The organism is Pseudomonas sp. D3-10, assembly GCF_051132175.1.
Lineage (GTDB): Bacteria > Pseudomonadota > Gammaproteobacteria > Pseudomonadales > Pseudomonadaceae > Aquipseudomonas.
This window is the reverse complement of sequence record NZ_CP071668.1, coordinates 5222362-5247737: the sequence shown is the minus strand read 5'-3', so window position 1 is coordinate 5247737 and position 25376 is coordinate 5222362. Positions and strand designations below refer to the sequence as shown.

Genomic DNA, 25376 nt, shown 5'->3' with positions numbered 1-25376 from the left:
CAATTGCCTGTGTGCCGGATGAAAGTCGAAAAGTGATAGGGCTGGATGAAAATAATTTAGATTCAGATTGCGGCCGGTGGCTTTGGGGTGAGGCCATCACTGGCAACAATACGCTTCAGCGCTTGGCTTCAGCCCTAGGCCCCACCACCACCCACCAACGCGTGTGATGCTCGATTTGCACCGGCAAGGTCGGCAGCAGGGCGGTCAGGGCCAGGTCGGTGTCGTGCAGCGGAAAGCTGCCGGTGATGCGCAAGTCCGCCACCTGGGGCTCGACGCCGAGATATCCACGCCGGTAACGCCCCAGCTCCCGGATCAAATCTTCAAGGCGCGCGTTGTCCACCACCAGCATCCCGCGGGTCCAGGCATCGGCCCCCGCGTTCAAGGCCACGGCCGGCCCGAGGCCATCCCGGTGCATCAGCACTTGCTGGCCTTCGCGCAGGATCTGTTCTCCTTCGCTGCGCTGCGGGTGCGCCGCCACCGCCGATTTCAACACACTCAAGCGTGTGCCCTGGTCTTCGAGCTTGACCAGAAAACGCGTGCCCAAGGCGCGCATGCTGCCTTCGCGAGTCTCGACGATGAACGGCCGCGGATCGTTGTGGCCGGTCTCCACGAGAATCTCGCCTTCCTGCAAAACGATAAGCCGCTGCTTGTCGTCGAAACGTACATCCAGCGCACTGTGGGTATTGAGGTTGACCACCGTGCCGTCCGCCAGGCGCAACGTGCGCTGTTCGCCCGTGGCGGTGCGCTGGTCGGCCAGCCAATAATCCAGCGGCAGGTAACGGTCGCCGGCGAACAGCGTCAGGCCGATGACCGCGACGACACTGGCCAGGCCACTGCCAACCTTGCGCACCCGTCGCCGGATGCTGGCCTTCGATTGCAGCAACGCGGCCCGGGCAGGTCCGCTGGCGATGCTGAAGCGTTGGTCAAGCATGCCGAGCTGTTGCCAGGCGCGGGCGTGCTCTTCATCGGCGGCGTGCCATTGAGCGAATGCTTCCCGCTCCTGGGGACTGCCGCAGCCAGAATCCAGGGACAGCTGCCAGGCAATGGCCGCATCGAGAACGCGCGCCGAGACCGGTTTGCCAAGGGCTGCGGTCATGTCGGCTCACCATAAAGCGCGATGTAGCATTGCCGCATGCCTTGGGCCAGGTATTGCCGTACCCGCGGGACCGAAACGCCAAGGCGCTCGGCGATCTCTGCGTGGCCGAGGCCGTCGAGGCGGTTGTAGAGGAATGCCGCCCGGGCCTTGCTGGATAATTTTCCAAGCAGGCGATCGATATTCTTCAGGTCTTCGAGAATCAGTTGTTGCTCTTCCACCGACGGCTGCTCGCCTTTCGGGACCAGCATCAGTTCGGTCAGATAGGCCTGTTCGAGCGCGGCCCTACGGAAGTAGTCGAACAACAGTCCCTTGGCGATCGCCAGCAGGAACGCGCGCGGCTCGCGGGGCGCCTTCAACTCCTCGCGACCCAGCAAGCGCACAAAGGTGTCCTGGCTCAGGTCCTCGGCCCGTTGCGCACAGGCCACGTTGCGTCGCAGCCACGCCAATAGCCAAGCGCGATGGTCGCGGTATAACGCACCAACCAGATCACTATGAGGACTGGGGACTGACGACACAGAGCATCACCGAAATTTTAAGTAACGAGAATTGTTCGCGATTGTGGCAGAGGCGGGGGAGGGAAAGCAATTGGCGCTGGTCGGAGCCCATAACTCGATAGTTCTGTGGGAGCGACCCTGCTCGCGATAACGGTGGGTCAGTGGCATTGAGGTTCACTGACACTGCGCCATCGCGAGCAAGCTTGCTCCCACAAAAGCTCCCGAGTGCTCGGGTCTTGGATTAAAGCGAAGGCGCCTGCTGCCGCCGTTTCCATTGGCCCAGGCGTTGCTGCAGGTCGAGCGGGCTGTGGATATCCTTCTGGCGGGCGCGGCTGAACAGGATCAGCGCCAGCTCCGCGGTGGCCAGGGCGTCGGCGCTGGCGTTGTGGCGATCGAAGACTTGCAACTTGAACCAGTCGATCCAGTCGTCCAGGCCTCCTTGGCGGATATGAGCCTGTGGGCAAAGCATCGGGGCCAGGTCCGCCACGTCGATGAAGGGATGCTGTAAGCGATAGCCCAGGTATTCCTTTAACGCTCGTCCGAGCATGTGGCTGTCGAAAGGCGCATGAAACGCCAGCAGTGGGCTGTCGCCGACGAACTCCATGAACGCCAGCAGCGCGTCGGCCGGGTCGCTGCCGGCGGCGATGGCGCTTGGCGCCAACCCGTGTATCAACACGCTTGGCCCGAGTTTTTGTTTGTCGCATTGCAACGTCCGCTCGAACTGCTGGCTGAAGTCGATGGCGCCGTCTTCTATCACCACCGCACCGATGGACAACACTTGGTCTTTGTTCAGGTTCAGGCCGGTGGTTTCCAGATCGACCACGACCCAACGCTGTTCCCGCAGGCTGCATTCATTCAGTTGTGCTGCCGCGGGCAGGGCTTCCAGGCGCTGTTGCAAATCCTGCGACAACGTCGGCTGGACCGGACGCAGCCAGGAAAACAGGCTCACAGCTGATACCTCAACGTCAGGCTGCTTTGCAGACGTTGGGCCTGGCGCAGGGATTCGCGCAGGATCCGCCGGTCCAGGTGGTTGAGGCTGTCTGGATCGACGCGGTTGGAGTAGGGAAGGTTCTCCCGGGTCTGCAATTGGTGTTGTTGCATCCGGGTCTGCTGGATGAAGTGATAGGCCTCTTCATAAGCGGCGCCATCAAGCGGCTCGATGACTTCCTTGACCACCAGTTGCCGCAAGCGCTCCAGGGTATTGTTGGCTTCGATGCCATTGGCCAGGGCCAGCAGTCGCGCGCCGTCAACGAAAGGCGTCAGCCCTTGTACCTTTAAGTCGAGGGTGGCTTTTTCGCCGTTCTTGCGGGTCAGCACAAAGTCCCTGAAGCGTCCAACAGGCGGCCGATGGCGAAGAGCGTTTTCGGCCATCATGCGCTGGAACAATCGGTTGTCGGCCACTTGATCGAGAATCTGCTGGCGCAGTTGCTCGCAGCTTTGTTCATCTCCCCAGACCACTCGCAGGTCGAAATAGATGCTTGAGCCCAGCAGGTTCTCCGGCGTCGCTTCGCGGATGAAGGCCGCGAAGCGACGCGCCCATTCCGCGCGGGACAGGCACAGCTCGGGGTTGCCCGCCATGATGTTGCCTTTGCACAAGGTGAAACCGCACAGCGCCAGACTCTGGTTGACCTGTTGGGCGATGGGCAACAGCAGGCCACGGATCTGCGCGGCGTGGGCGGCGTCCCGGGCTTCGAACAGGATGCCGTTGTCCTGGTCGGTATGAAGGGTCTGCTCGCGGCGGCCTTCGCTGCCGAAACACAGCCAACTGAAGGGCACGCCTGGGTCGCCTTTATCGGCCAGGGTCAGTTCGATGACCCGGCACACGGTGTGGTCGTTGAGCAAGGTGATGATATGGGTAATCTGGGTCGATGACGCGCCGTGGGCCAGCATGCGCTCCACCAGTTGGCCAATCTCTCCGCGCAGGGTGACCAGGTTTTCCACACGAGGGGCATTACGAATCGTGCGCGCCAGATGCACCAGGTCGACGCGTTGCAAGGAAAACAGATCCCGTTCCGACACCACGCCACACAGGCGATGCTCCTTGACCAGGCAGACATGGGCAATATGACGCTCGGTCATGGCGATCGCGGCATCGAAGGCGCTGTGCTCCGGTGACAGGAAAAACGGCGCCTGAGTCATGTGCATCGCAATCGACTCGGAAAAATCCCCGGTACCGTCGGCCACGACCTGACGCAGGTCGCGCAGGGTGAAAATGCCTACCGGCGCTTTCTGTTCGTTCACCACGACGATGCTGCCGACTTGTTGCTCATGCATGAGTTTGACGGCTTCGCGCAACGGTGTTTCAGGTGAACAACTGACCGGATGACGCATCGCCAGCTCGCCCAGGCGGGTGTTCAGCGAATATTGCGTGCCCAGCGTCTGGGCAGATTTTTGCTGCACTTGCTGGTTGACCAGGTCGAGCAGGCTGCTGACGCCGCGCAAGGCAAAGTCGCGAAACGGGCCGGACAAGGCAAACAGCTTGATGAACGCCAACTTGTTCAGTTGCAGACAGAACGTATCTTCACCGGCCCGATGCTCGGTGCGGGTAGCGCGCTCACCCAACAGGGCGGCGAGGGGGAAGCATTCGCCCGTGGTGATTTCAAAAGTGGTCTCGGTGCCGCCCTTCGCGGAATGGGGACGCTCGCCCACCACCCGGCCCTGCTTGACGATATAGAAGTGTTCCACCGGGCCGTCGGCCGGCTTGATGATCGTTTCGCCCGGCGCGTAGAAGCGCAGCAGGCATTGCTCCACCAGATAGGCCAGGTGGGCGTTTTCCATCTGGTTGAACGGGGGGAAGCGCTGGAGGAATTGCAACGTCCCCTGAATGTTCTGCAACACGGCGGTTTTCCCTGCCTGGATGAAGGCGTCCGCTTTTTTCATAACCATTGCGCAATCTTTTTCGAATTGTTGTGGTCGGATCTGTTCGCCATGGTCGGCCTCTGGACGTGGAGTGCCCATTGGACGTAAGTCTAGGTCGCCACGATAGAGCCGGAACTACGGAAATATCCCACGCCTCGCCTCGGAAAATTCTTCAGGGAAGACTCTTGGAAAAAAATCCGACGAAGTGCACATTGAAGCGCCGCAGAACGATGTCTGACCACTGTGCCAAGGGATCGATTCAAGGAACGTAGAGAGCACCATGTCCGACCACGATATTTTGAGTGACGCCGAGCGCGAGGCGCTGAGTGCCGTCATGCTGGAACCCGACCTGCCGCCGCAGCGTGTGTTGATCGTCGATGACGACAAGGACGCCCGCGAGCTGTTGTCGGAAATCCTGGCATTGGACGGCATCCACTGCATGACCGCCGCGAGTGGCGAAACCGCGCTCAAGATGTTGGAGACCAAGCCGTCCATCGGCCTTCTGATCACGGACCTGCGCATGGGCAATGTCGATGGCCTTGAGCTGGTGCGCCTGGTGCGCGAGTCGGAGCGTGCGGCGCTGCCGATCATCATTGTGTCCGGCGACGCCGACGTGAAGGATGCCATCGAGGCGATGCACTTGAGCGTGGTGGATTTCCTGCTCAAGCCGATCGATACCGACAAGCTGCTGGGGCTGGTCAAGCATGAGTTGGGGATGGATCTCTAGACCGCTGTACTGGCTGGTTTTTTGTGGCGAGGGCGCTTGCTCCCGCTCGACTGCGCAGCAGTCGCAAGTCCGCAGATAAGGTTTCAAAATAGCTGAAAAGAAGGGCTGCTGCGCACCCCAGCGGGAGCAAGCGCCCTCGCCACAAAAGCAGTTAGTGATCGCAAATGAAAAAGCCCTGGTCTTTCGGCCAGGGCTTTTTCATTGCTATCTACCGCTCAATCACAGCCCATTGGCGGCCTTGAACTCGCGTCGGCGACGGTGCAGCACCGGCTCGGTGTAGCCGTTTGGTTGCCGGGTGCCTTCGATCACCAGCTCGACCGCCGCCTGGAAGGCGATGTTGCTGTCGAAGTCCGGCGCCAGCGGGCGGTACAGCGGGTCGCTGGCGTTCTGGCGGTCCACGACCGGTGCCATGCGCTTGAGGCTTTCCATCACCTGCTCTTGCGTGACGATGCCGTGGCGCAACCAGTTGGCGATGTGCTGGCTGGAAATGCGCAGCGTCGCGCGGTCTTCCATCAGGCCGATGTCATTGATGTCCGGCACCTTGGAGCAGCCGACACCCTGGTCGATCCAGCGCACCACGTAGCCAAGGATGCCCTGGGCGTTGTTGTCCAGTTCGTGTTTGATCTGCTCTGCCGTCCAGTTCGGGTTGACGGCCAGCGGGATGGTCAGGATGTCGTCCACCGAGGCGCGCGCACGCTTGGCCAGTTCGGCCTGGCGGGCGAGCACGTCGACCTTGTGGTAGTGCAGCGCATGCAGCGCGGCGGCGGTCGGCGACGGAACCCAGGCGGTGTTGGCGCCGGCCATCGGGTGAGCGATCTTTTGTTCGAGCATCGCTGCCATCAGGTCCGGCATCGCCCACATGCCCTTGCCGATTTGCGCGCGGCCTTGCAAGCCGGTGCTCAAGCCGATGTCGACGTTCCAGTTTTCATAGGCGCCGATCCACTTCTCGGCCTTCATGTCGGCCTTGCGCACCATCGGGCCGGCTTCCATGGAGGTGTGGATTTCGTCGCCGGTGCGGTCCAGGAAGCCGGTGTTGATGAACACCACGCGCTCGCTGGCAGCCTTGATGCAGGCCTTGAGGTTGACCGTGGTACGGCGCTCCTCGTCCATGATGCCGACCTTGAGCGTGTTGCGCGGCAGGTTCAACACGTCTTCGACGCGGCCGAACAGTTCGTTGGTGAACGCCACTTCTTCCGGGCCGTGCATCTTCGGCTTGACGATGTACACCGAACCGGTGCGGCTGTTGCGGCGCGAGGTGTTGCCGTTGAGGCTGTGGATCGCCGCCAGGCTGGTGACCAGCCCGTCGAGGATGCCTTCCGGCACTTCGTTGCCGTCCTTGTCCAGGATCGCGTCGATGGTCATCAGGTGACCGACGTTGCGCACGAACAGCAGCGAGCGACCGTGCAGCGTCAAGCCCGAACCGTCGACGGCGGTGTAGGCGCGGTCGGGGTTCATGGTGCGGGTGAAGGTCTGGCCGCCCTTGGCGACTTGCTCGGACAGGTCGCCTTTCATCAAGCCGAGCCAGTTGCGGTAGATCACCACTTTGTCATCGGCATCGACCGCGGCAACCGAGTCTTCGCAGTCCATGATGGTGGTCAGCGCGGCTTCCATCAGGATGTCCTTGACACCGGCGGCGTCGGTTTGGCCGACGGGGGTGCTGGCGTCGATCTGGATCTCGAAGTGCAGGCCGTTGTGTTTCAGCAGAACCGCGCTCGGCGCCGACATATCGCCTTGGAAACCGATCAGTTGGGCGTCGTCGCGCAGGCCGCTGTTGGCGCCACCCTTGAGGGCCACCACCAGCTTGCCGTCGACGATCTTGTAGGCAGTGGAATCAACATGGGAGCCGGCCGCCAAGGGGGCCGCTTCGTCGAGGAATGCGCGGGCGAAGGCGATGACCTTGTCGCCGCGCACCTTGTTGTAGCCTTTGCCTTTTTCCGCGCCATCGGCTTCGCTGATGGCGTCGGTGCCGTACAACGCGTCGTACAACGAACCCCAGCGGGCGTTCGAGGCGTTGAGGGCGAAGCGGGCGTTCATCACCGGCACTACCAGTTGTGGGCCGGCCATGCGGGCGATTTCGTCATCGACGTTTTGAGTCGTGGCCTGGAAATCCGCCGCTTCTGGCAGCAGGTATCCAATGTCTTGCAGGAAGGCTTTGTAAGCCACGGCGTCGTGGGCCTGGCCGGCACGGGCCTGGTGCCAGGCGTCGATCCGTGCCTGGAAGTCGTCGCGTTTGGCGAGTAGGGCTTTGTTCTTCGGAGCCAGGTCATGGATGACCTTGTCGGCCCCGGCCCAGAATGCGTCGGCGGTGAGGCCGGTTCCGGGAATGGCTTCGTTATTAACGAAGTCGAACAGGACTTTGGCGACCTGCAGGCCACCGACTTGAACGTGTTCAGTCATTGCTTGCCTCACTCTGCTCAGCTATTTCGCTTTTCAGCTCTTCGATTTTGACAATGAAGCCTCGGGACATTTAAACCACAAACCCCTGAACCAGTACATGCCATCGCTGGCGGCTGGGTTGTTAAGCCTTGCTGGACGGGGCTTTCAGGGGTGCGACTGGCCTTAAGCAGACATCGGTACAACAGGATTGCCGCGATTATGTAGTGCTCGCTGGGGAATACTACATGATCATTTGCGCTTGTGAAAATTAGACTAATTGCGTCGTTCTGCGACCGACTAAAGCAGTACAGTCATTGCGCGGCATGGGATGTTCTCAAAAAACAGATGGATTGTTCCAGATAAATCTCAATAACTGTACACATTAACGAAAAATGCCCCGACCGCGCTGTGGGCAGGCCTTGCCTATACTGTCTTCTCCATCCATAACAGGGCTGCGCCATGGACCATCTCGTCATTACTGTTTTCGCCCCGGACAAACCAGGGCAGGTCGAGCGAATCGCCCAATGCATCGCCGAACATGGCGGAAACTGGCTGGACAGCCGCATGTCCCACCTCGCCGGGCAGTTTGCCGGAATCCTTCGTCTCAGTGCCCCGGCCGAGTCCCATGAAGAATTGATCGAAGCCTTGCAAGGCCTGTCGGCCCATGGCATTCGCGTGCTGATCGCCGAGAACGCGATCGAAGAATCCTGCACCTGGAAACCTATCGCGATGGAATTGGTGGGCAATGACCGTCCGGGTATCGTGCGCGACATCACTCGTCTGCTGAGCGAGCAGGGCGTGAACGTCGAGCGCTTGATCACCCAGGTGCGACCGGCACCGATGAGCAGCGAGTTGCTGTTTCATGCCGAGGCGATCCTTGGGGTGCCGTTGACCTTGTCGCTGGACACGCTGCAGGCATGCCTGGAAACCCTGGCCGATGAATTGATGGTTGAGTTGAAATTCAGCGACGAAACCTGACAGGTGTTATCCAAGGAAAAACTGCGCCTGCCTGTGGATAACCTGTAGAGACCTGGCGCCAGCCCAGGCCCGTCGGGCCTCAGCCAGCGATGATCAAAAAATCACCAGTTTTCAAGGGGTTGTGCACAAACGGCGGGGATCACGTTGTGGATAACCTTTGGAAGGATAAGCGCAGGCCACGCAAAACGTGGCCTGTAGAAGTGTGTGCGTTTTTTGATCAGCTGCGACGGCGCATGCCGATAACGGCATCGATGCTGTACACAGCCAAACCGGCCCAGATGAACAGGAACGCCATCAGCGTGCTGGAGGAAAGATGCTCGTCGAACAGCAGCACTGCGAGCAGCAGCACGAGGGTTGGGGCGATGTATTGCAGGAAACCCAGCGTGGTATAGGGCAGGTGTCGCGCCGCCGCGTTGAAGCACACCAATGGCACGAGCGTCACGGGGCCGGCCGCCACCAGCCACCACGCTTCGGACGTGGTCCAGAACGCGGCCTGGGCACTGGTGGCAGTCGGGTTGAACAGCAGCCACGCGATGGCGATCGGCACCAGCATCCATGTTTCCACTACCAGCCCGGGCAAAGCCTTCACTGGTGCTTGCTTACGGATCAAGCCGTAGAAGCCAAAAGTCAGCGCCAGCACCAGCGATACCCACGGCAGGCTGCCCACCTGCCAAACCTGCTGGGCCACGCCAACCGCCGCCAGCCCTACGGCCACCCACTGCATGCGCCGCAGCCGCTCACCCAGGATCAACATGCCCAGCAACACATTGACCAGCGGATTGATGTAGTAGCCCAGGCTGGCTTCGAGCATTCGACCATTATTCACAGCCCAGACATAGGTCAGCCAATTGGCCGCGATGAGCGTGCCGCTCAGGGCCAGAATAGCCAGGCGACGCGGATTGTCCCGCAACTCGCGCCACCAGCCAGGGTGTTTCCAGACCATCAGCAACGCCCCGCCGAACAAGGCCGACCAGAGTACTCGGTGGATGATGATTTCCACCGATGGGACGCTGGCGATGGCTTTGAAATAAATCGGGAACAGACCCCAGATGATGTAGGCGCTCAGGCCCAGGATGTACCCGCGACGCGGGTTGGCGGCTTGCATGCAGAATCCTTGCTTAGGCAGCTAACAAAAAATTGATTGTAAGGAGATTTGTCTGGTTGTGCAGCGAACCTTTCATTGCCGATCCCACAGGGATTTCCAGTGGCTTTGGGACCCAGCCCAATCAGAACAACTTCAGCGGCTCTTCATTGAGCGCCGCCAATTGCTCGCGCAATGCCAACACCTGGTCGCCCCAATAACGCTCACTGCCAAACCACGGGAAGCTTCGCGGAAACGCCGGATCATCCCAGCGGCGGGCCAGCCAGGCGCTGTAGTGCATCAGGCGCAGGGCACGCAGGGGTTCGATCAGTGCCAGTTCGCGCGGGTCGAAGTCATGGAATTCCTGATAGCCGTCCATTAATTCCGATAGCTGGCCCAGGCACTCCTGGCGATCCCCGGCGAGCATCATCCATAGATCCTGCACGGCCGGGCCCATGCGACAGTCGTCCAGGTCGACGATGTGGAACACCTCGTCGCGGCACATCATGTTGCCGGGATGGCAATCGCCATGCATGCGGATGTTCTGATGGGGCGTGGCGGCGTAGACCTCTTCGACACGCTTGAGCAGATCCCTGGCCACCGACTCGTAGGCGGGTAGCAGGCTCGTGGGGACGAAACCACTTTGCAGTACCGACTCCAGCGAGTCATGGCCGAAGTTCTTCACGCCCAGCGCTTCACGGTGCTCGAACGGGCGGGTGGCTCCGATCGCATGCAAGCGCCCGAGCAGTTGGCCCAGGCGATAGAGCTGATCGAGATTGCCCGGCTCCGGCGCTCGTCCACCTCGACGGGGAAACAGGGTGAAACGAAACCCTGCGTGCTCATGCAGGCTGGCGCCGTTGTGAATCAGCGGTGCCACCACCGGCACTTCGTGATCAGCCAGTTCGAAGGTGAAGCGGTGCTCTTCCAGGATGGCTTCGTTGGTCCAGCGCTGCGGACGATAAAACTTGGCGATCAGCGGTTCTGCATCTTCGATGCCCACTTGATAAACGCGGTTTTCGTAGCTGTTGAGGGCCAGCACCCGGGCATCACTGAGAAAGCCGATGCTTTCGACGGCATCCAGGACCAGGTCGGGCGTGAGGGTTTCAAACGGATGGGACATGCTGACTCCTGCGCAGCGGCAGGGCTGCCGCGTCCGGCCCAGCATGGTAGCGCAAAGCGGTCATGATGGGTCGGTAGGCATTGGGTCGCTCTTCGTGGCGAGGAAGCAAGCTCCCCCGCCAGGAAAGTGTCAGGCGCCGATGACGCCGCCGTCTTCGCGGGTAATCACCATCACCGAAGAGCGTGGCTTGCCGTTGGGCAAATGCTCGGGGAACGTCGAGCCACCGTTTTCGCCTGGATGCTGGATGCCGACGAATATGGCCTTGTAGTCCGGGGCGAAACTGATCCCGGTGACTTCACAGCCCACCGGTCCGACCATGAAGCGGCGAATCTCACCGCTGTTGGGGTCGGCGCACAGCATCTGGTTGTTGCCCATTCCCGCAAAGTCCCCCGTGTTGCTGGAGTCGCCGTCGGTCTGGATCCACAGCCGCCCGCTCTTGTCGAAACCCAGGCCGTCAGGGCTGTTGAACATGTTTTGCGCATTGACGTTGGACGAGCCGGCCTTGGGCGTGCCGGCGTGTACCGTCGGGTTGCCGGCGACCACGAACAGGTCCCAGTCGAAGGTGTTGGCGGCGTGATCGTCGCGGTCGGTGCGCCAGCGCAGGATCTGCCCGTAGACGTTTTTCGCCCGCGGGTTGGGCCCGTCCACCGGCTGGCCGTCTTCGCCGCGCTTGGCGTTGTTGGTCAAGGTGCAATAGACCTGGCCGTCCTTGGGGCTTACCACGATCCACTCTGGGCGGTCCATGCGAGTGGCGCCAACGACGCTGGCGGCCAGTCGCGCATGGATCAGGACTTCGGCCTGGTCATTGAAGCCTTTTGCCGCGTCGAGGCCATTTTTGCCATGGGTCAGCTCGATCCACTGGCCTTTGCCTTTGGGATGGTCCGGATTGCCGTCGCCTGCGTCGAAGCGCGCCACGTACAAGGTGCCGTGGTCGAGCAGGTCGCGGTTGGCCTTGGCATTGCGGTGATCTATACGATCACGGCTAACGAATTTGTAGATGAATTCGCCACGCTCGTCGTCGCCCATGTACACCACCGCGCGACCGTCATCGGTCTGCGCCAGGGCGGCGTTTTCGTGTTTGAAGCGACCCAGGGCGGTGCGTTTCACCGGGGTGGATTTTGGATCGAACGGATCGATTTCCACCACCCAGCCGTGGCGATTGAGTTCGTTGGGGTTCTTCGCCAGATCGAAGCGAGGGTCGTGCAGGTGCCAGTTGATTTCGCGGCTGGTGACGGTAGCGCCGTAGCGCTTTTGACCGTCATCGAATTTCAGGTCGGGCTGGCTGCTGCCGAAGCAGTCGGTGAAGTTTTCTTCGCAGGTCAGGTAAGTGCCCCATGGCGTCATGCCGTTGGCGCAGTTCTGGAAGGTCCCCAGCACATTCTTGCCGCTCTTGTCGGCGAGGGTTTTCACCCAGTCGTGACCGGCAGCCGGGCCGCTCAGGCGAATCGGCGTGTTGCCATGAATCCTGCGGTTGTAGCGCGAGTCCTGGACGAACTGCCATTGGCCTTGACGACGCTCGATCTCGATCACCGACACGCCTTCGCTGGCCTGGGCCTTGTGCACTTCTTCGGCCGACTGCGGTTGGCCGCCGTGGGGGAAGAGGTAGCGGTAGTTGGTGTACTCATTGTTGATCGCCATCAGCGTCCGGTTTTCGTCGCCAGGGAACGGGAACAGGCTCATGCCGTCGTTGTTGTCGCCAAACTGCACTTCCTGGGCGCGGGCGGTGCCGTTGCCGCTGGGGTCGAAAGCCGGGGCGTTTTTCTGTAGCGGCTGGCCCCAACTGATCAACACCGAGGCCTTGTAGCCTGGTGGGAGGGTAATGGTGTCGGTCGTCGCGGCGGCAATGCTGTCGAAGCCCAGCATGCTTTTGTTGCCTTCGCTCACGGCGGCGGCCATGACGCTGCGGCTCAGCAGGTTGCCGCCCAGGAACATCGCCGCGCCGCACAGGGCACCCGCGCCGATGAAACGTCGACGGCTCAGGCCGACGATCTTTTCCAGATCGGTGGATTGGTTTTCTTCTAATAGGCTCATCATCGGGCTCCCTGCTGGTTTTGGCAGCCACCTTAAAGCGGGTCGATGACGATTTTGTTGCAGCGCTTTATAGGGGCGTGCCCAGCAGTACATTTGTCGAAGAAAACCGCACCTGCACCGGCGAATCGCAGGTCAGGTTGCGTTCGCCCAATTGAGACGGGGCGGCGAGGGCGCAAAGGGTCTGGCCGTTGGGCAGACCGATACGCACTTCGCTGGGGCCGTCTTCGGCGATGGCGATGTGTTCGATGATGCCGTGGAGCGTATTGGTCGACGGATCCTCCGGCTGATCGGAGGGGTACAGTTCCAGCCAGCCGGCCTTGATCAGCGCGACGACTTCGGTGCCGGTCTCCAGCTCCAACCGCTGCGTACTGTCATGAGTGATCTGCGCTTCAATGACCAGCCCGCGGGCCAGTACAAGGCGAACACGATCGTTGTGGCCTTGGGCGGTGATATCGAGGACCTTGCCATGTAATTGGTTTCGGGCGCTGGTGCGCAGCATCAGGCGACCGAGCAAGCCCAGGTCGCCTGCGTCCTCGCTCGCTTCCAGAAGCTGGGCCTGCAAGGTTTGCAGGCGCTGGTAAAGACGCAGCACGCGCTGGCCTTCCTCCGACAGCTTTGCACCGCCTCCGCCCTTGCCACCAACGCTGCGCTCGACCAGTGGCCTGTCGGCCAGGTTATTCAACTCATCGATCGCGTCCCATGCCGCTTTGTAGCTCAGCCCGGCGCTCTTGGCAGCCCGGGTGATCGAGCCCTGCTCGGCGATGTGCTGCAACAGCGCGATGCGTTGTGGTCGGCGGACGATGTGTTGGGTCAGGAGCGTAGGCAATGACATGACGGAAACTGCGCGGGAATCGAAGCAAGGACGTTGGCGCCTCGGCGCCCGCGCGTCAAGCCGGGTCGCCGGGTTTCGGCGTGCGAGCCAGGCAATACACATCGACCCGGGCGGCGCCGGCTTCGAGTAGCAGATGCGCAAGCGTCTGGGCCGTCGCGCCTGTGGTGAGCACATCGTCCACCAGCGCCAGGTGACGGTTTGCCAAAGTGGCGTCGGGCGTCAGGGCGAAGGCATGGCGCAGGTTTCGACGTCTTGCCGGGGCATCGAGGGCTTGTTGTGCAGGCGTGTCCTGGATGCGCTGCAACAGGTTTTCTTCGCAAGGGATGTGCAGCGGCCCGCTGAGCCAGCGGGCCAGCAATGTCGCCTGGTTGAACCCGCGTTGGCGCAGTCGACGAGCCGCCAGCGGTACCGGCACCAGCGCATCGGGTCGCTCCAGCCCTTCATCGAAATGATGTTGGACCGACTGCGCCAACAGTTCGCCCAGCAAACGGCCAAGCGGCCACTTGGCCTGATGCTTGAAGCGGGTGACCAGCGTGTCCACGGGAAAGTCATAGACCCATGGCGCCACGACCCGTTCGAAGGCCGGCGGTCGCGTGGCGCATTGTCCACAGCGGAGCCCGGCCATCGGCAGCGGAAGCGCACAGACGCTGCATTGATCGCCGAGCCAGGGCAACTCGCTTTCGCACGGCGTGCAGATGGGTTGCGGTGTGTCGGTGGATTCGCCGCACAGCAGACAGGCATGTTTGTTTTTTAACCAGATGTAAACCGGTGTTGTGTGTCGTGGTTGACAGCGCATGACTCTTCCTTAAATATGCCGAACATCCGTGTCGCGCCTGTGGGTATTCGATTTCCCCCGGGCGCCAGCCAAGCATAATCAAGGAAATGCCCATGAGCGCCAGCACCACTGCCAACCTGCGTCATGACTGGTCTTTGGCCGAAGTCAAAGCACTCTTTGTCCAGCCATTCAATGATCTGTTGTTCCAGGCGCAGACCGTGCACCGCGCGCACTTCGACGCCAACCGCGTCCAGGTTTCCACGCTGCTGTCGATCAAAACCGGCGCTTGCCCGGAAGATTGCAAATATTGTCCGCAGTCCGGCCACTACAACACCGGGCTGGAAAAAGAGAAATTGCTCGAAGTGCAGAAGGTCCTCGAAGAGGCGGCGCGCGCCAAGGCCATCGGTTCGACCCGATTCTGCATGGGCGCGGCGTGGAAGCATCCGTCGGCCAAGGACATGCCTTACGTGCTGGAGATGGTCAAGGGCGTGAAGGCAATGGGGCTGGAAACCTGCATGACCCTCGGACGCCTCGACCAGGAGCAGACCGAAGCGCTGGCCCAGGCTGGCCTGGATTACTACAACCACAACCTGGACACCTCGCCTGAGTTCTACGGCAGCATCATCACCACCCGCACCTACAGCGAGCGCCTGCAGACCCTGGCCTATGTACGGGATTCGGGTATGAAAATCTGCTCCGGCGGCATCCTGGGCATGGGCGAATCCCTGGACGACCGTGCCAACCTGCTGATCCAACTGGCAAACCTGCCGGAGCACCCGGAATCGGTGCCGATCAACATGCTGGTCAAGGTCGCCGGCACGCCGCTGGAAAATGCCGAGGACGTCGATCCGTTCGATTTCATCCGCATGCTGGCCGTGGCGCGGATCCTCATGCCTCAATCCCATGTGCGCCTGTCCGCCGGACGCGAAGCGATGAACGAGCAAATGCAAGCCCTGGCGTTTTTTGCTGGTGCGAACTCGATTTTCTACGGCGACAAGCTGCTGACCACCGCCAACCCGCAGGCCGACAAGGACATGCAACTGTTCGCGCGCCTGGGCATCCAGCCGGAAGCCCGCGAAGAACACGCCGATGAAGTCCACCAGGCGGCCATCGAGCAGGCGCTGGTAGAGCACAGGAGCAGCGAGCAGTTTTATAACGCTGCTGTTTGATCGCTCGCCAATTCCCTGATTGGAAGCAGGACACTGTGGGAACGAGCCTGCTCGCGATAGCGATGCAACATTCAACATTCATGTCGACTGGTACACCGCAATCGCGAGCAGGCTCGCTCCCACAAAGGTCCTGGGCCAATCCTTAGACAGTTGAGGCCTGCATGCCCTTCGATCTCGCCGCACGCCTGGCTGCCCGTCGTGCCGAAAATCTATATCGCCAGCGACCGCTGCTCGAGAGCCCCCAGGGCCCGGAAGTCGTAGTGGACGGCCAACCGTTGTTGGCGTTCTGCAACAACGACTACCTGGGCCTGGCCAATCACCCGCAAGTGATCGAGGCCTGGCGCGACGGCGCAGCGCGCTGGGGCGTCGGCGGTGGAGCGTCCCACCTGGTGGTCGGCCACAGCGCGCCTCACCACGCCTTGGAAGAAGCCCTGGCCGAGCTGACCGGCCGGCCGCGGGCGTTGCTGTTCACCACCGGCTACATGGCCAACCTTGGCGCGGTCACTGCCTTGGTGGGGCAGGGCGATACCGTGCTGGAGGATCGCCTCAACCACGCCTCGTTGCTCGATGCCGGGCTGTTATCCGGCGCGCGCTTCAATCGTTATCTGCACAACGATGCCCGAAGCCTGGCCCAGCGTTTGGAGAAAGCCATTGGCAACACGCTGGTGGTGACCGATGGTGTTTTCAGCATGGACGGGGATGTCGCGGATTTGCCGGCGCTCGCCCGCGAAGCCAAGGCCAAGGGCGCCTGGCTGATGGTCGATGACGCCCACGGCTTCGGCACGCTGGGCGTTACCGGCGGCGGTGTCGTCGAACATTTCGGCATGTGCCAGGAAGACGTGCCCGTGCTGGTCGGCACACTGGGCAAGGCGTTTGGCACCGCCGGCGCCTTTGTGGCGGGCAGTGAGGAACTGATCGAAAGCCTGGTCCAGTTCGCCCGGCCCTACATCTACACCACCAGCCAGCCACCCGCTTTGGCCTGCGCCACGCTCCGGAGCCTTGAACTGCTGCGCAGTGAGCGTTGGCGGCGAGAACATCTGAGGCAGTTGATCAGCCAGTTCCGCCAGGGCGCCGAGCAGATCGGCTTGCGCTTGATGGACAGTTTCACCCCGATCCAACCCATCCTGATCGGTGATGCGGGGCGGGCGATAGAGCTGTCCCGGATGCTGCGCGAGCGCGGGCTGATGGTCACGGCGATCCGGCCGCCCACCGTGCCGGCCGGTAGCGCCCGCCTGCGGGTCACTTTGACCGCCGCCCACAGCGAGGCCCAGGTCCAGCTATTGTTGGATGCATTGGCCGATTGTTATGCAAGGCTGGGACCGGAGCCAAACCATGCGTGATCGATTGATCTTGTTGCCAGGGTGGGGCCTGGGTACTTCGCCCCTCGAACCGTTGGCCGCTGCGCTGCGAGGGCTCGATGAGCACTTGCAGGTGGAAATCGAACCCTTGCCCGCTTTGGCGTCGAGTGCGCTCGATGATTGGCTCGATGAGTTGGATGCTACGTTGCCCCAGGATGCCTGGCTGGGAGGCTGGTCCCTGGGCGGCATGTTGGCCGCGGAACTGGCCGCGCGCCGGGGCGAGCGCTGCTGCGGCTTGCTGACCTTGGCCAGTAATGTGTCTTTCGTGGCCCATGAACAATGGCCTGGGGCGATGGCCCCAGAAATATTCGATGGGTTTCTTGCCGGGTGTGTTGCCGATCCGCGCCAGACGCTCAAGCGCTTCAGTTTGCTGTGCGCCCAAGGGTGCGACGACCCACGCGGGTTGTCGCGATTGCTGCTCGGCGGTGCACCGAACACCGCGCCTGACGTGTTGATGGCCGGGCTCGAATTATTGGCGCAACTCGATACCCGGGCTGCGTTGCAGGGCTTTCGCGGTCCTCAGCTGCATTTGTTTGCCGGGCTCGATGCCTTGGTGCCGGCCGAAGCGGCGGGCGAGTTGCTGGCGTTGCTGCCGGATGTCGAAATCGGCCTGATTGAACAGGCCGGCCACGGATTTCTGCTGGAGGATCCCCGCGGCGTGGCGGGGGCGATCCAGGCTTTCTTGCATGAGTCCGGTGATGACTGACTTATCCGTTGTGAAGCTACCGGGTGCTTTGCCTGATAAACGTCAGGTAGCGGCCTCGTTTTCCCGGGCGGCGGCCAGTTATGACAGTGTTGCCGAGCTACAGCGCGATGTAGGCGGGCAATTGCTCGGGCGCTTGCCTTCGTCGCTCGATCCACAGCGCTGGTTGGACCTGGGCTGCGGCACGGGCTATTTCACCCGAGCGCTGGGCGCGCGGTTCGGCGAGGACGCGGGTCTGGCGCTGGATATCGCCGAGGGCATGCTCATCCATGCCCGCCCGCAGGGCGGTGCTGCGCATTTTATCGCTGGGGATGCGGAGCGTTTGCCTTTGCACTCGGCGAGCTGCGACTTGGTTTTTTCCAGCCTCGCGGTGCAGTGGTGCGATGATTTCGCCTCGGTGTTGCGCGAGGCCCATCGTGTTTTGAGGCCGGGTGGACTGTTTGCCTTTACTAGTCTGTGTGTCGGCACGTTGTACGAACTGCGCGACAGTTGGCGTCAGGTGGATGGCTTGGTACACGTCAACCGTTTCCGTGATTTCGAGACTTATCGACAGTTATGCGCAAGCAGTGGTTTGAACGTCCTCAGTCTGGAAAATCAGCCCCACGTCTTGCATTACCCGGATGTACGTAGCCTGACCCACGAATTGAAAGCATTGGGCGCCCATAATCTGAATCCCGGCCGTCCCGGTGGGTTGACGGGCAGGGCACGGATCCTGGCGCTGGTTGAAGCCTATGAACAGTTTCGCCAGGTCCAGGGCCTGCCCGCGACTTACCAGGCGGTCTACGCCGTGTTGGAGAAACCGCTATGAGCCAGGCTTATTTCATCACCGGCACCGATACCGACGTGGGCAAGACCACCGTGGCGGCGGGCCTGCTGCACGCGGCGCGCCAGGCCGGTATGAGCACGGCCGCCGGAAAACCGGTGGCTTCCGGTTGCGACGTGACGCCCAAAGGGCTGCGCAACGCCGATGCCTTGGCCTTGTTGGCCGAATGCTCGGTGCCGTTGAGTTATGCACAGGTCAATCCGGTGGCGTTCGAACCGGCCATTGCGCCGCACCTCGCCGCCCGGGAGGCGGGCGTCGCGCTAACGGTGCAGTCGCTGCTGGGGCCGATGCGTGAAGTGCTGGCGCTGGGCGCCGATTTCACCCTGATCGAGGGCGCGGGCGGTTGGCGCGTGCCGCTGGCCGGCCAGGACAATCTGTCCGACCTGGCGATTGCGCTGGGCTTGCCCGTCATCCTGGTGGTGGGCGTGCGCCTGGGCTGCATCAGCCACGCCTTGTTGACCGCCGAAGCAATCGCCCGCGACGGCTTGCAACTGGCCGGTTGGGTGGCGAACATCATCGATCCGGCCACCTCACGCCTGGAAGAAAACCTGGCAACCCTGGCCGAGCGCCTCCCGGCGCCTTGCCTGGGCAGGGTGGCGCGGATTCAGAGCGTAACCGCCGAGGCTGTGGCCGGGCACCTGCAGATGGACCTGTTGGACTGACGACTTGCCAAGGTTTTGCCTATGACAAGGCACTGTGCCATTAGTGTTTTTGTCGGGCCTTTTGCCAAGCCTTCTGGTTCAATGCCAGTGCCGACCCTTTCAAGAAAACGAGCCCCGCCATGGAGATCTCAGGAAATACCGCGTTCTACGCTGGTCTGAGCACGATTCAGACGGGGCAGAACCGTGTCGACCAGGCTTCCAGCCAGATCGCCAACAATACGATCGAGCGTTCGGTCACCAGCCAATCCTCCGAAGTCCAGGTCGATCGCCTGCGCTCGGTGGATCGCAGCCAGCAATCGGACCTGGCCAGCAACATGGTGGACATGGCCCAAGGCAAGTTCCAGGTGCAGTTGGGCGTGAACGTCGCCAAGGCTTCCGACGAAATGCTCGGCACTTTGATCGACACATTTGCCTGATCCGACCCGACACGGACTTTGAAAACGCCGCGATAATCGCGGCGTTTTTGTCTCTAACTCCTTCTCCCTCAACTAATCTTTCCCTGCGCGTCCTGCGCACAATCATAGCGATGGATTTCTCGCGTCCCGAACGTCTGCTAATCGATGACGAATGGCAAAAGATCGATGCTTGACAAGTTTTGGGCGTAAACGTATGTTTCAAACAACTGTTTGACCGCTACAACAAATCTGCGCGGTCGTTCATTCCCGGTTACATCAGCAGAGGTTTATCGCTATGCCTGACTACAAGGCCCCCTTGCGTGATATTCGCTTCGTTCGTGACGAACTGCTCGGCTACGAAGCGCATTATCAGAGCCTTCCGGCTTGCCAGGACGCAACTCCAGACATGGTTGACGCCATTCTCGAAGAAGGCGCCAAGTTTTGTGAGCAGGTGCTGGCACCGCTGAACCGCGTGGGTGACCTTGAGGGTTGCACCTGGAGCGAGTCCGGCGTGAAAACTCCGACCGGCTTCAAGGAAGCCTACAAGCAGTTCGTCGAAGGCGGCTGGCCAAGCCTGGCCCATGACGTCGAGCACGGCGGCCAAGGCCTGCCGGAGTCCCTGGGCCTGGCGGTCAGCGAGATGGTCGGTGAAGCCAACTGGTCGTGGGGCATGTACCCAGGCTTGTCCCATGGCGCGATGAACACCATTTCCGAACACGGCACGCCCGAGCAGCAAGAGGCGTACCTGACCAAGCTGGTGTCCGGCGAATGGACCGGCACCATGTGCCTGACCGAACCTCACTGCGGCACCGACCTGGGTATGCTGCGCACCAAGGCCGAACCTCAGGCCGACGGTTCCTACAAAGTGACCGGCACCAAGATTTTCATCTCGGCTGGCGAACACGACATGGCCGACAACATTGTCCACATCGTGCTGGCACGCCTGCCGGATGCACCCGCCGGCACCAAGGGCATCTCGCTGTTCATCGTTCCAAAATTCCTGCCGAACGCCGACGGCACCGTCGGCCAGCGCAACGCCGTGAGCTGTGGTTCCCTGGAACACAAGATGGGCATCCACGGCAACGCCACCTGCGTGATGAACTTCGACGCGGCCACCGGTTTCCTGATCGGCCCGGCGAACAAGGGCCTGAACTGCATGTTCACCTTCATGAACACCGCACGCCTGGGCACTGCGCTGCAAGGCCTGGCCCACGCCGAGATCGGCTTCCAGGGCGGCCTGAAATATGCCCGTGATCGCCTGCAAATGCGTTCTTTGACCGGCCCGAAAGCGCCAGACAAGGCCGCCGACCCGATCATCGTGCACCCTGACGTGCGCCGCATGCTGTTGACCATGAAGGCCTTCGCCGAGGGCAACCGGGCGATGGTGTACTTCACCGCCAAGCAGGTGGATATCGTCAAGTACGGCGTGGATGAAGAAGAGAAGAAGAAAGCCGATGCGCTGCTGGCGTTCATGACGCCGATCGCCAAGGCCTTCATGACCGAAGTCGGCTTCGAATCGGCCAACCATGGCGTGCAGATCTACGGCGGCCACGGCTTCATCGCCGAGTGGGGCATGGAGCAGAACGTTCGCGACAGCCGCATCTCGATGCTGTACGAAGGCACCACCGGCATTCAGGCGCTCGACCTGCTGGGCCGTAAAGTCCTGATGACCCAGGGCGAAGCGCTCAAGGGCTTCACCAAGATCGTCCACAAGTTCTGCCAGGGCAACGAAGGCAACGAAGCGGTCAAGGAGTTCGTCGAACCCCTGGCTGCGCTGAACAAAGAATGGGGCGAGCTGACCATGAAGGTTGGCATGGCGGCCATGAAGGATCGCGAAGAAGTCGGCGCGGCCTCGGTGGATTACCTGATGTACTCCGGTTACGCCTGCCTGGCCTATTTCTGGGCCGACATGGCGCGTCTGGCAGCGGAAAAACTCGCAGCCGGCACCACCGAAGAAGCGTTCTACACCGCCAAGCTGCAGACCGCGCGCTTCTACTTCCAGCGCATCCTGCCGCGTACCCGCACCCATGTTGCGGCCATGTTGTCGGGCGCCAACAACCTGATGGACATGAAAGAAGAAGATTTCGCGCTGGGCTACTAAGCCTTAGGCGATTCTCCACAAGCCGCTGCTTCTTCGGGAGTAGCGGCTTTTTCATGCCTGCCATAACCCCAATCAAGGCCTTCGACGAACCCGTGGCGAGGGAGCTTGCTCCCGCTGGGCTGCGAAGCGGCCCCAAACCTGCCGAATGCGAGCATCAGACACACCGCACCCGCCGGTTTACGACTGCTTCGCAGCCGAGCGGGAGCAAGCTCTCTCGCCACGGGGATTTATAGCGATCCTGAAACAATATTCATCCAACAAAGCCTTAAGAAAACTCCGGCCTCTGCCGTTACAGCGATGGCAGTGTGACATCGGTCACACAGCGCAGGCACAATGCCATCCTTGATCAGCCGGGTCGGAGCTTACCCTTGCCGCGTTCTTCCGCTGTACGTCTCAGCCATTTCCTACCGTCACTGTTGCTGTTGTTGGCAGGGCTCGCGGCTGCCTACGTCAAGGATCTCAACGTATTCTTTACCTCCCTGTTCAATGTGCTTCCTACATTGGTATTGCTACTGGGGGGCGCGTATTGCTCCGTTTACCGGCGCCAGCGTGAGCTGTTTCTGATGGTCACGGTGTACATCGCCTACTTCCTGCTGGACACCCAAACCGATTTCTACCGCGATAACGGTAAGGTGCGTGAAGACGCGGCGGTGGTGTTCCATCTCGTCTGCTTGTTGCTGCCGCTGTTGTTCGGGCTGTTCGCGGCGTGGCAGGAGCGCACCCATCTGTTCCAGGACATGGTGGCGCGGTTCGCGGTGTTGCTGGTTTTCGGCAGCGTGGCGCTGGCCCTGGAGCAAAGTTTCCCCCAGGCCTTGTTGTTGTGGCTTTCGGAGATCCGCTGGCCCGCGTTGCACGGCGCCTGGATGAGCCTGATCCAATTGTCCTACCCTATGTTCGCCGCCGCGTTCCTGCTGCTGGCCTGGCAATACTGGCGTAACCCCCGGCCTCTGCACGCGGCGCAACTGGTGGGGCTGCTGGGATTGTTCTGGATGCTGCCGAAAACCTTCATCTTGCCGTTCACCCTGAACATCATGTGCAGCCAGGTGATGCTGATGATTGCCGCCGCGGTCGCCCACGAGGCGTATCAAATGGCGTTCCGCGACGAGCTCACCGGCCTGCCGGGACGTCGTGCCTTGAATGAGCGCATGCAGCGCCTGGGGCGCAATTACGTATTGGCGATGAGCGACGTGGACCATTTCAAGAAGTTCAACGACACCCACGGCCACGACGTCGGCGATCAAGTGCTGCGCCTGGTGGCCAGCAAGCTGTCGAAAATCGGCGGGGGCGGTAGGGCTTATCGCTATGGTGGTGAGGAATTTGCGCTGGTGTTCGCCGGTAAAACCATTGATGAGTGCATGCCCCATCTGGAAGTCATCCGTCAGTCCATCGAGACCTACGCTATTCAATTGCGTAATTCCGACAGTCGCCCCCAGGACGATCAACAAGGGCGCCAGCGTCGCTCGGGCGCTGGCGCCTCCAGCGTATCGGTAACCGTCAGCATCGGCGTGGCCGAGCGCATCGAGCAGCGTACGCCCGAAGAGGTGCTCAAATCGGCGGACCAGGCGCTGTATAACGCCAAGGGCGCGGGGCGAAACTGTGTGGTCGCCTTCGGGCAGAGTCGTCGTGGTGCGGTGCGCATGGAGGCCGCCGCGGGTTGAGTGATGATGGCGCATTCAGCGTCTGGACTGTGATTGTGGGCCCCGGTGGCCGGCAGTAGGTTTAAACGATCTGCTACCGGAGAAAACCACCATGCCCGAGTACAAAGCTCCCCTGCGCGACATGCGCTTTCTGATCGACCACGTCTTCGATTTCCATGGCCGCTATGCCGAACTGGGTGCCAGCGATGCCAGCCCGGACATGGTCAGCGCCATCCTCGAGGAAGGTGCTCGGTTCTGTGAGAATGTGCTGGCGCCGCTCAATCGTCCAGGTGACGAGGAGGGCTGCCATTTCGACAATGGCGTGGTGACTACGCCTACAGGTTTCCGGCAGGCGTTCGCACAGTATGTGGAAGGCGGCTGGCACGGCCTGGCGGCGGACCCAGCGTATGGCGGCCAAGGCCTGCCCAGTTCCCTGGGCCTGGTCATCAGCGAAATGATCGGGTCGAGCAACACTTCCTGGGGCATGTACCCTGGCCTGACCCACGGCGCCATGTCGGCGATCCACGCCCATGGCACCGAGGAACAGAAGCAGACCTATCTCAGCAAACTCACCGCCGGCCAGTGGACCGGTACCATGTGCCTGACCGAAGCCCACTGCGGCACCGACCTGGGCATTATCAAGACCCGCGCGGTGCCCCAGGCTGACGGCAGCTATGCGGTGACCGGCAGCAAGATCTTCATCAGCGCCGGCGAGCACGACATGAGCGACAACATCATCCATCTGGTGCTCGCCAAGCTGCCGGATGCTCCGGCCGGAACCAAGGGCATCTCGTTGTTTATCGTGCCGAAGTTCCTGCCCGACGCCGCAGGCGAGGCCGGGGAGCGCAATGGCGTTTCCTGCGGGTCGATCGAACACAAGATGGGCATCAAGGCCTCGGCGACCTGTGTGCTGAACTTCGACGGCGCCAAGGGGTTCCTGATCGGCGAGGCGAACAAGGGCCTCAACTGTATGTTCACCATGATGAACCATGCCCGCCTCGGCACCGGCATGCAGGGTCTTTGTCTGGGCGAGGCGAGTTTCCAGGGCGCGGTCAGATACGCCAATGATCGTCTGCAGATGCGCTCGCTGACCGGCCCCAAGGCGCCGGAAAAAGCGGCCGACCCAATCATCGTCCACCCTGACGTGCGCAGGATGCTCTTGACGATGAAGGCCTTCAACGAAGGCAACCGGGCGCTGACGTACTTCACTGCGCAATTGCTCGACACCGCGCACTTGAGCCGCGACGAAACCGCCCGCCAAGAGGCCGAAGACCTGTTGGCCTTCCTCACGCCTATCTGCAAAGCGTTCATGACCGACACGGGGCTGGAGGTAACCAACCACGGCATGCAGGTTTTCGGCGGCCACGGCTTTATCCGCGAGTGGGGCATGGAACAATTGGTACGCGATTGTCGGATCGCGCCGATCTACGAAGGCACCAACGGCATCCAGGCCTTGGACTTGCTGGGACGCAAGGTGCTGGGCAGCCAAGGCAAGCTGCTGCGCGGGTTTACCAAAATTGTTCATCAGTTCTGCGCCGCCAATACCGGGCATGCGCAACTCCAGGGATACATTGCGCAACTGGACGGGCTTAATCGGCAATGGGGTGATTTGACGACCCAGGTCGGCATGGCTGCCATGAAAAATCCCGATGAGGTGGGGGCCGCCTCCGTGGATTACCTGATGTACAGCGGTTACATCATCCTGGCTTACCTGTGGTTGCGCATGGCGTTGGTGGCTCAGGCGCAACTCGACAGTGGCGATGGCGACGCGGATTTTTGCCAGGCCAAGCTGGCGACTTGTGAATTTTATTTCAAGCGCCTGTTGCCGCGCACGGCCGCTCATCGCTCAGCTGTCGAGGCGGGAAGCGAATGCCTGATGAAGTTGCCGGCGCAGTTGTTTGCGCTTTGAAGGGCTGAAATATCTCCTTGGCGAGGGAGCTTGCTCCGGCTTGAGTGCGTAGCTCTCAAAAAAGGGCTGCTGCGCACCCCAGCGGGAGCAAGCTCCCTCGCCACGATAAAACATCAAATTTCGACCGTGACTAAAAATTACAAAACGGTCACGGGTTGACCCTATGTGTCGCAAAAGTTGTTGGGGTACACTCTGACCCATTGTGAAACGCTTTCCCACGAACCAATTGTTTAGATCCTGCGAGGTTTGC

At 61.3% G+C, this 25376-nt stretch carries 21 protein-coding genes; 11 read left to right on the top strand and 10 right to left on the bottom strand.

Annotated elements, in window-relative coordinates; translation table 11 throughout:
• Positions 1-115 precede the first annotated feature (115 nt).
• From J3P90_RS23840 to J3P90_RS23825, 4 genes are all read right to left on the bottom strand, one after another.
• Entirely contained in the window at positions 116-1096 is a 981-nt protein-coding gene (locus J3P90_RS23840) for a FecR domain-containing protein (protein WP_434675481.1), read from the bottom strand.
• Positions 1093-1611: an RNA polymerase sigma factor gene (locus J3P90_RS23835; protein ID WP_420764918.1), complete on the bottom strand. Its 519-nt coding sequence runs from the start codon at positions 1609-1611 to the stop codon at positions 1093-1095. The genes J3P90_RS23840 and J3P90_RS23835 overlap by 4 nt, the downstream gene beginning before the upstream one ends.
• 220 nt (positions 1612-1831) lie before the next feature.
• Entirely contained in the window at positions 1832-2539 is a 708-nt protein-coding gene (locus J3P90_RS23830) for a 3'-5' exonuclease (protein WP_434609160.1), read from the bottom strand.
• Positions 2536-4470: a putative nucleotidyltransferase substrate binding domain-containing protein gene (locus tag J3P90_RS23825; RefSeq protein WP_434611501.1), complete on the bottom strand. Its 1935-nt coding sequence runs from the start codon at positions 4468-4470 to the stop codon at positions 2536-2538. Before J3P90_RS23825 ends, J3P90_RS23830 begins: the two co-directional genes overlap by 4 nt.
• A gap of 259 nt (positions 4471-4729) precedes the next feature.
• On the opposite strand from J3P90_RS23825, the gene J3P90_RS23820 reads away from it, so the two are divergent.
• A complete protein-coding gene (locus J3P90_RS23820) occupies positions 4730-5176 on the top strand; it encodes a response regulator (protein ID WP_060740319.1) in 447 nt (148 codons plus the stop codon).
• Positions 5177-5395: 219 nt separating this feature from the next.
• On the opposite strand, the gene J3P90_RS23815 is transcribed toward J3P90_RS23820, so the two are convergent.
• Complete coding sequence (locus J3P90_RS23815) at positions 5396-7573, bottom strand: malate synthase G (RefSeq protein ID WP_434675480.1); 2178 nt, start codon at positions 7571-7573, stop codon at positions 5396-5398.
• Positions 7574-8011: 438 nt separating this feature from the next.
• Between J3P90_RS23815 and J3P90_RS23810 the strand changes: the two genes are divergently transcribed.
• Positions 8012-8530 carry a glycine cleavage system protein R gene (locus tag J3P90_RS23810; protein WP_420764915.1) on the top strand — a complete coding sequence of 173 codons (519 nt, stop codon included), beginning with the start codon at positions 8012-8014 and terminating at the stop codon, positions 8528-8530.
• Positions 8531-8747: 217 nt separating this feature from the next.
• On the opposite strand, the gene rarD is transcribed toward J3P90_RS23810, so the two are convergent.
• The 5 genes from rarD to J3P90_RS23785 form a co-directional block, all read right to left on the bottom strand.
• Positions 8748-9635, bottom strand: coding sequence for an EamA family transporter RarD (gene rarD, locus J3P90_RS23805; RefSeq protein ID WP_434609165.1), 888 nt, complete (start codon positions 9633-9635; stop codon positions 8748-8750).
• A 121-nt stretch (positions 9636-9756) separates the two neighbouring features.
• Positions 9757-10731 (bottom strand): serine/threonine protein kinase, encoded by a 975-nt coding sequence (locus J3P90_RS23800; RefSeq protein ID WP_434675479.1) that lies wholly within the window; start codon positions 10729-10731, stop codon positions 9757-9759.
• Between the two features lie 129 nt (positions 10732-10860).
• On the bottom strand, positions 10861-12762 hold the full coding sequence (locus tag J3P90_RS23795; RefSeq protein ID WP_434675478.1) for a PhoX family protein: 1902 nt from the start codon (positions 12760-12762) through the stop codon (positions 10861-10863).
• A gap of 67 nt (positions 12763-12829) precedes the next feature.
• Complete coding sequence (locus tag J3P90_RS23790) at positions 12830-13594, bottom strand: TOBE domain-containing protein (protein ID WP_434675477.1); 765 nt, start codon at positions 13592-13594, stop codon at positions 12830-12832.
• A gap of 55 nt (positions 13595-13649) precedes the next feature.
• Positions 13650-14390 (bottom strand): double zinc ribbon domain-containing protein, encoded by a 741-nt coding sequence (locus tag J3P90_RS23785; protein ID WP_434675476.1) that lies wholly within the window; start codon positions 14388-14390, stop codon positions 13650-13652.
• A gap of 92 nt (positions 14391-14482) precedes the next feature.
• Here J3P90_RS23785 and bioB point away from each other — a divergent pair, with 92 nt between their 5' ends.
• From bioB to J3P90_RS23740, 9 genes are all read left to right on the top strand, one after another.
• Positions 14483-15538: a biotin synthase BioB gene (bioB, locus tag J3P90_RS23780; RefSeq protein ID WP_434609170.1), complete on the top strand. Its 1056-nt coding sequence runs from the start codon at positions 14483-14485 to the stop codon at positions 15536-15538.
• Between the two features lie 161 nt (positions 15539-15699).
• A complete protein-coding gene (gene bioF / locus J3P90_RS23775; RefSeq protein ID WP_434675475.1) occupies positions 15700-16878 on the top strand; it encodes an 8-amino-7-oxononanoate synthase in 1179 nt (392 codons plus the stop codon).
• Entirely contained in the window at positions 16871-17602 is a 732-nt protein-coding gene (locus J3P90_RS23770) for an alpha/beta fold hydrolase (RefSeq protein WP_434675474.1), read from the top strand. The genes bioF and J3P90_RS23770 overlap by 8 nt, the downstream gene beginning before the upstream one ends.
• Positions 17595-18407, top strand: coding sequence for a malonyl-ACP O-methyltransferase BioC (gene bioC / locus J3P90_RS23765; RefSeq protein WP_434609174.1), 813 nt, complete (start codon positions 17595-17597; stop codon positions 18405-18407). Before J3P90_RS23770 ends, bioC begins: the two co-directional genes overlap by 8 nt.
• Positions 18404-19084 (top strand): dethiobiotin synthase, encoded by a 681-nt coding sequence (gene bioD / locus J3P90_RS23760; RefSeq protein ID WP_420764905.1) that lies wholly within the window; start codon positions 18404-18406, stop codon positions 19082-19084. Before bioC ends, bioD begins: the two co-directional genes overlap by 4 nt.
• A 119-nt stretch (positions 19085-19203) precedes the next feature.
• On the top strand, positions 19204-19500 hold the full coding sequence (locus J3P90_RS23755) for a pyrroloquinoline quinone biosynthesis protein PqqE (protein WP_420764904.1): 297 nt from the start codon (positions 19204-19206) through the stop codon (positions 19498-19500).
• Positions 19501-19774: 274 nt separating this feature from the next.
• On the top strand, positions 19775-21580 hold the full coding sequence (locus tag J3P90_RS23750) for a phenylacyl-CoA dehydrogenase (protein WP_420764903.1): 1806 nt from the start codon (positions 19775-19777) through the stop codon (positions 21578-21580).
• A gap of 368 nt (positions 21581-21948) precedes the next feature.
• Positions 21949-23238, top strand: coding sequence for a GGDEF domain-containing protein (locus J3P90_RS23745; RefSeq protein ID WP_420764902.1), 1290 nt, complete (start codon positions 21949-21951; stop codon positions 23236-23238).
• Positions 23239-23329: 91 nt separating this feature from the next.
• Positions 23330-25126 carry an acyl-CoA dehydrogenase C-terminal domain-containing protein gene (locus tag J3P90_RS23740; RefSeq protein WP_434675473.1) on the top strand — a complete coding sequence of 599 codons (1797 nt, stop codon included), beginning with the start codon at positions 23330-23332 and terminating at the stop codon, positions 25124-25126.
• Positions 25127-25376: the final 250 nt, after the last annotated feature.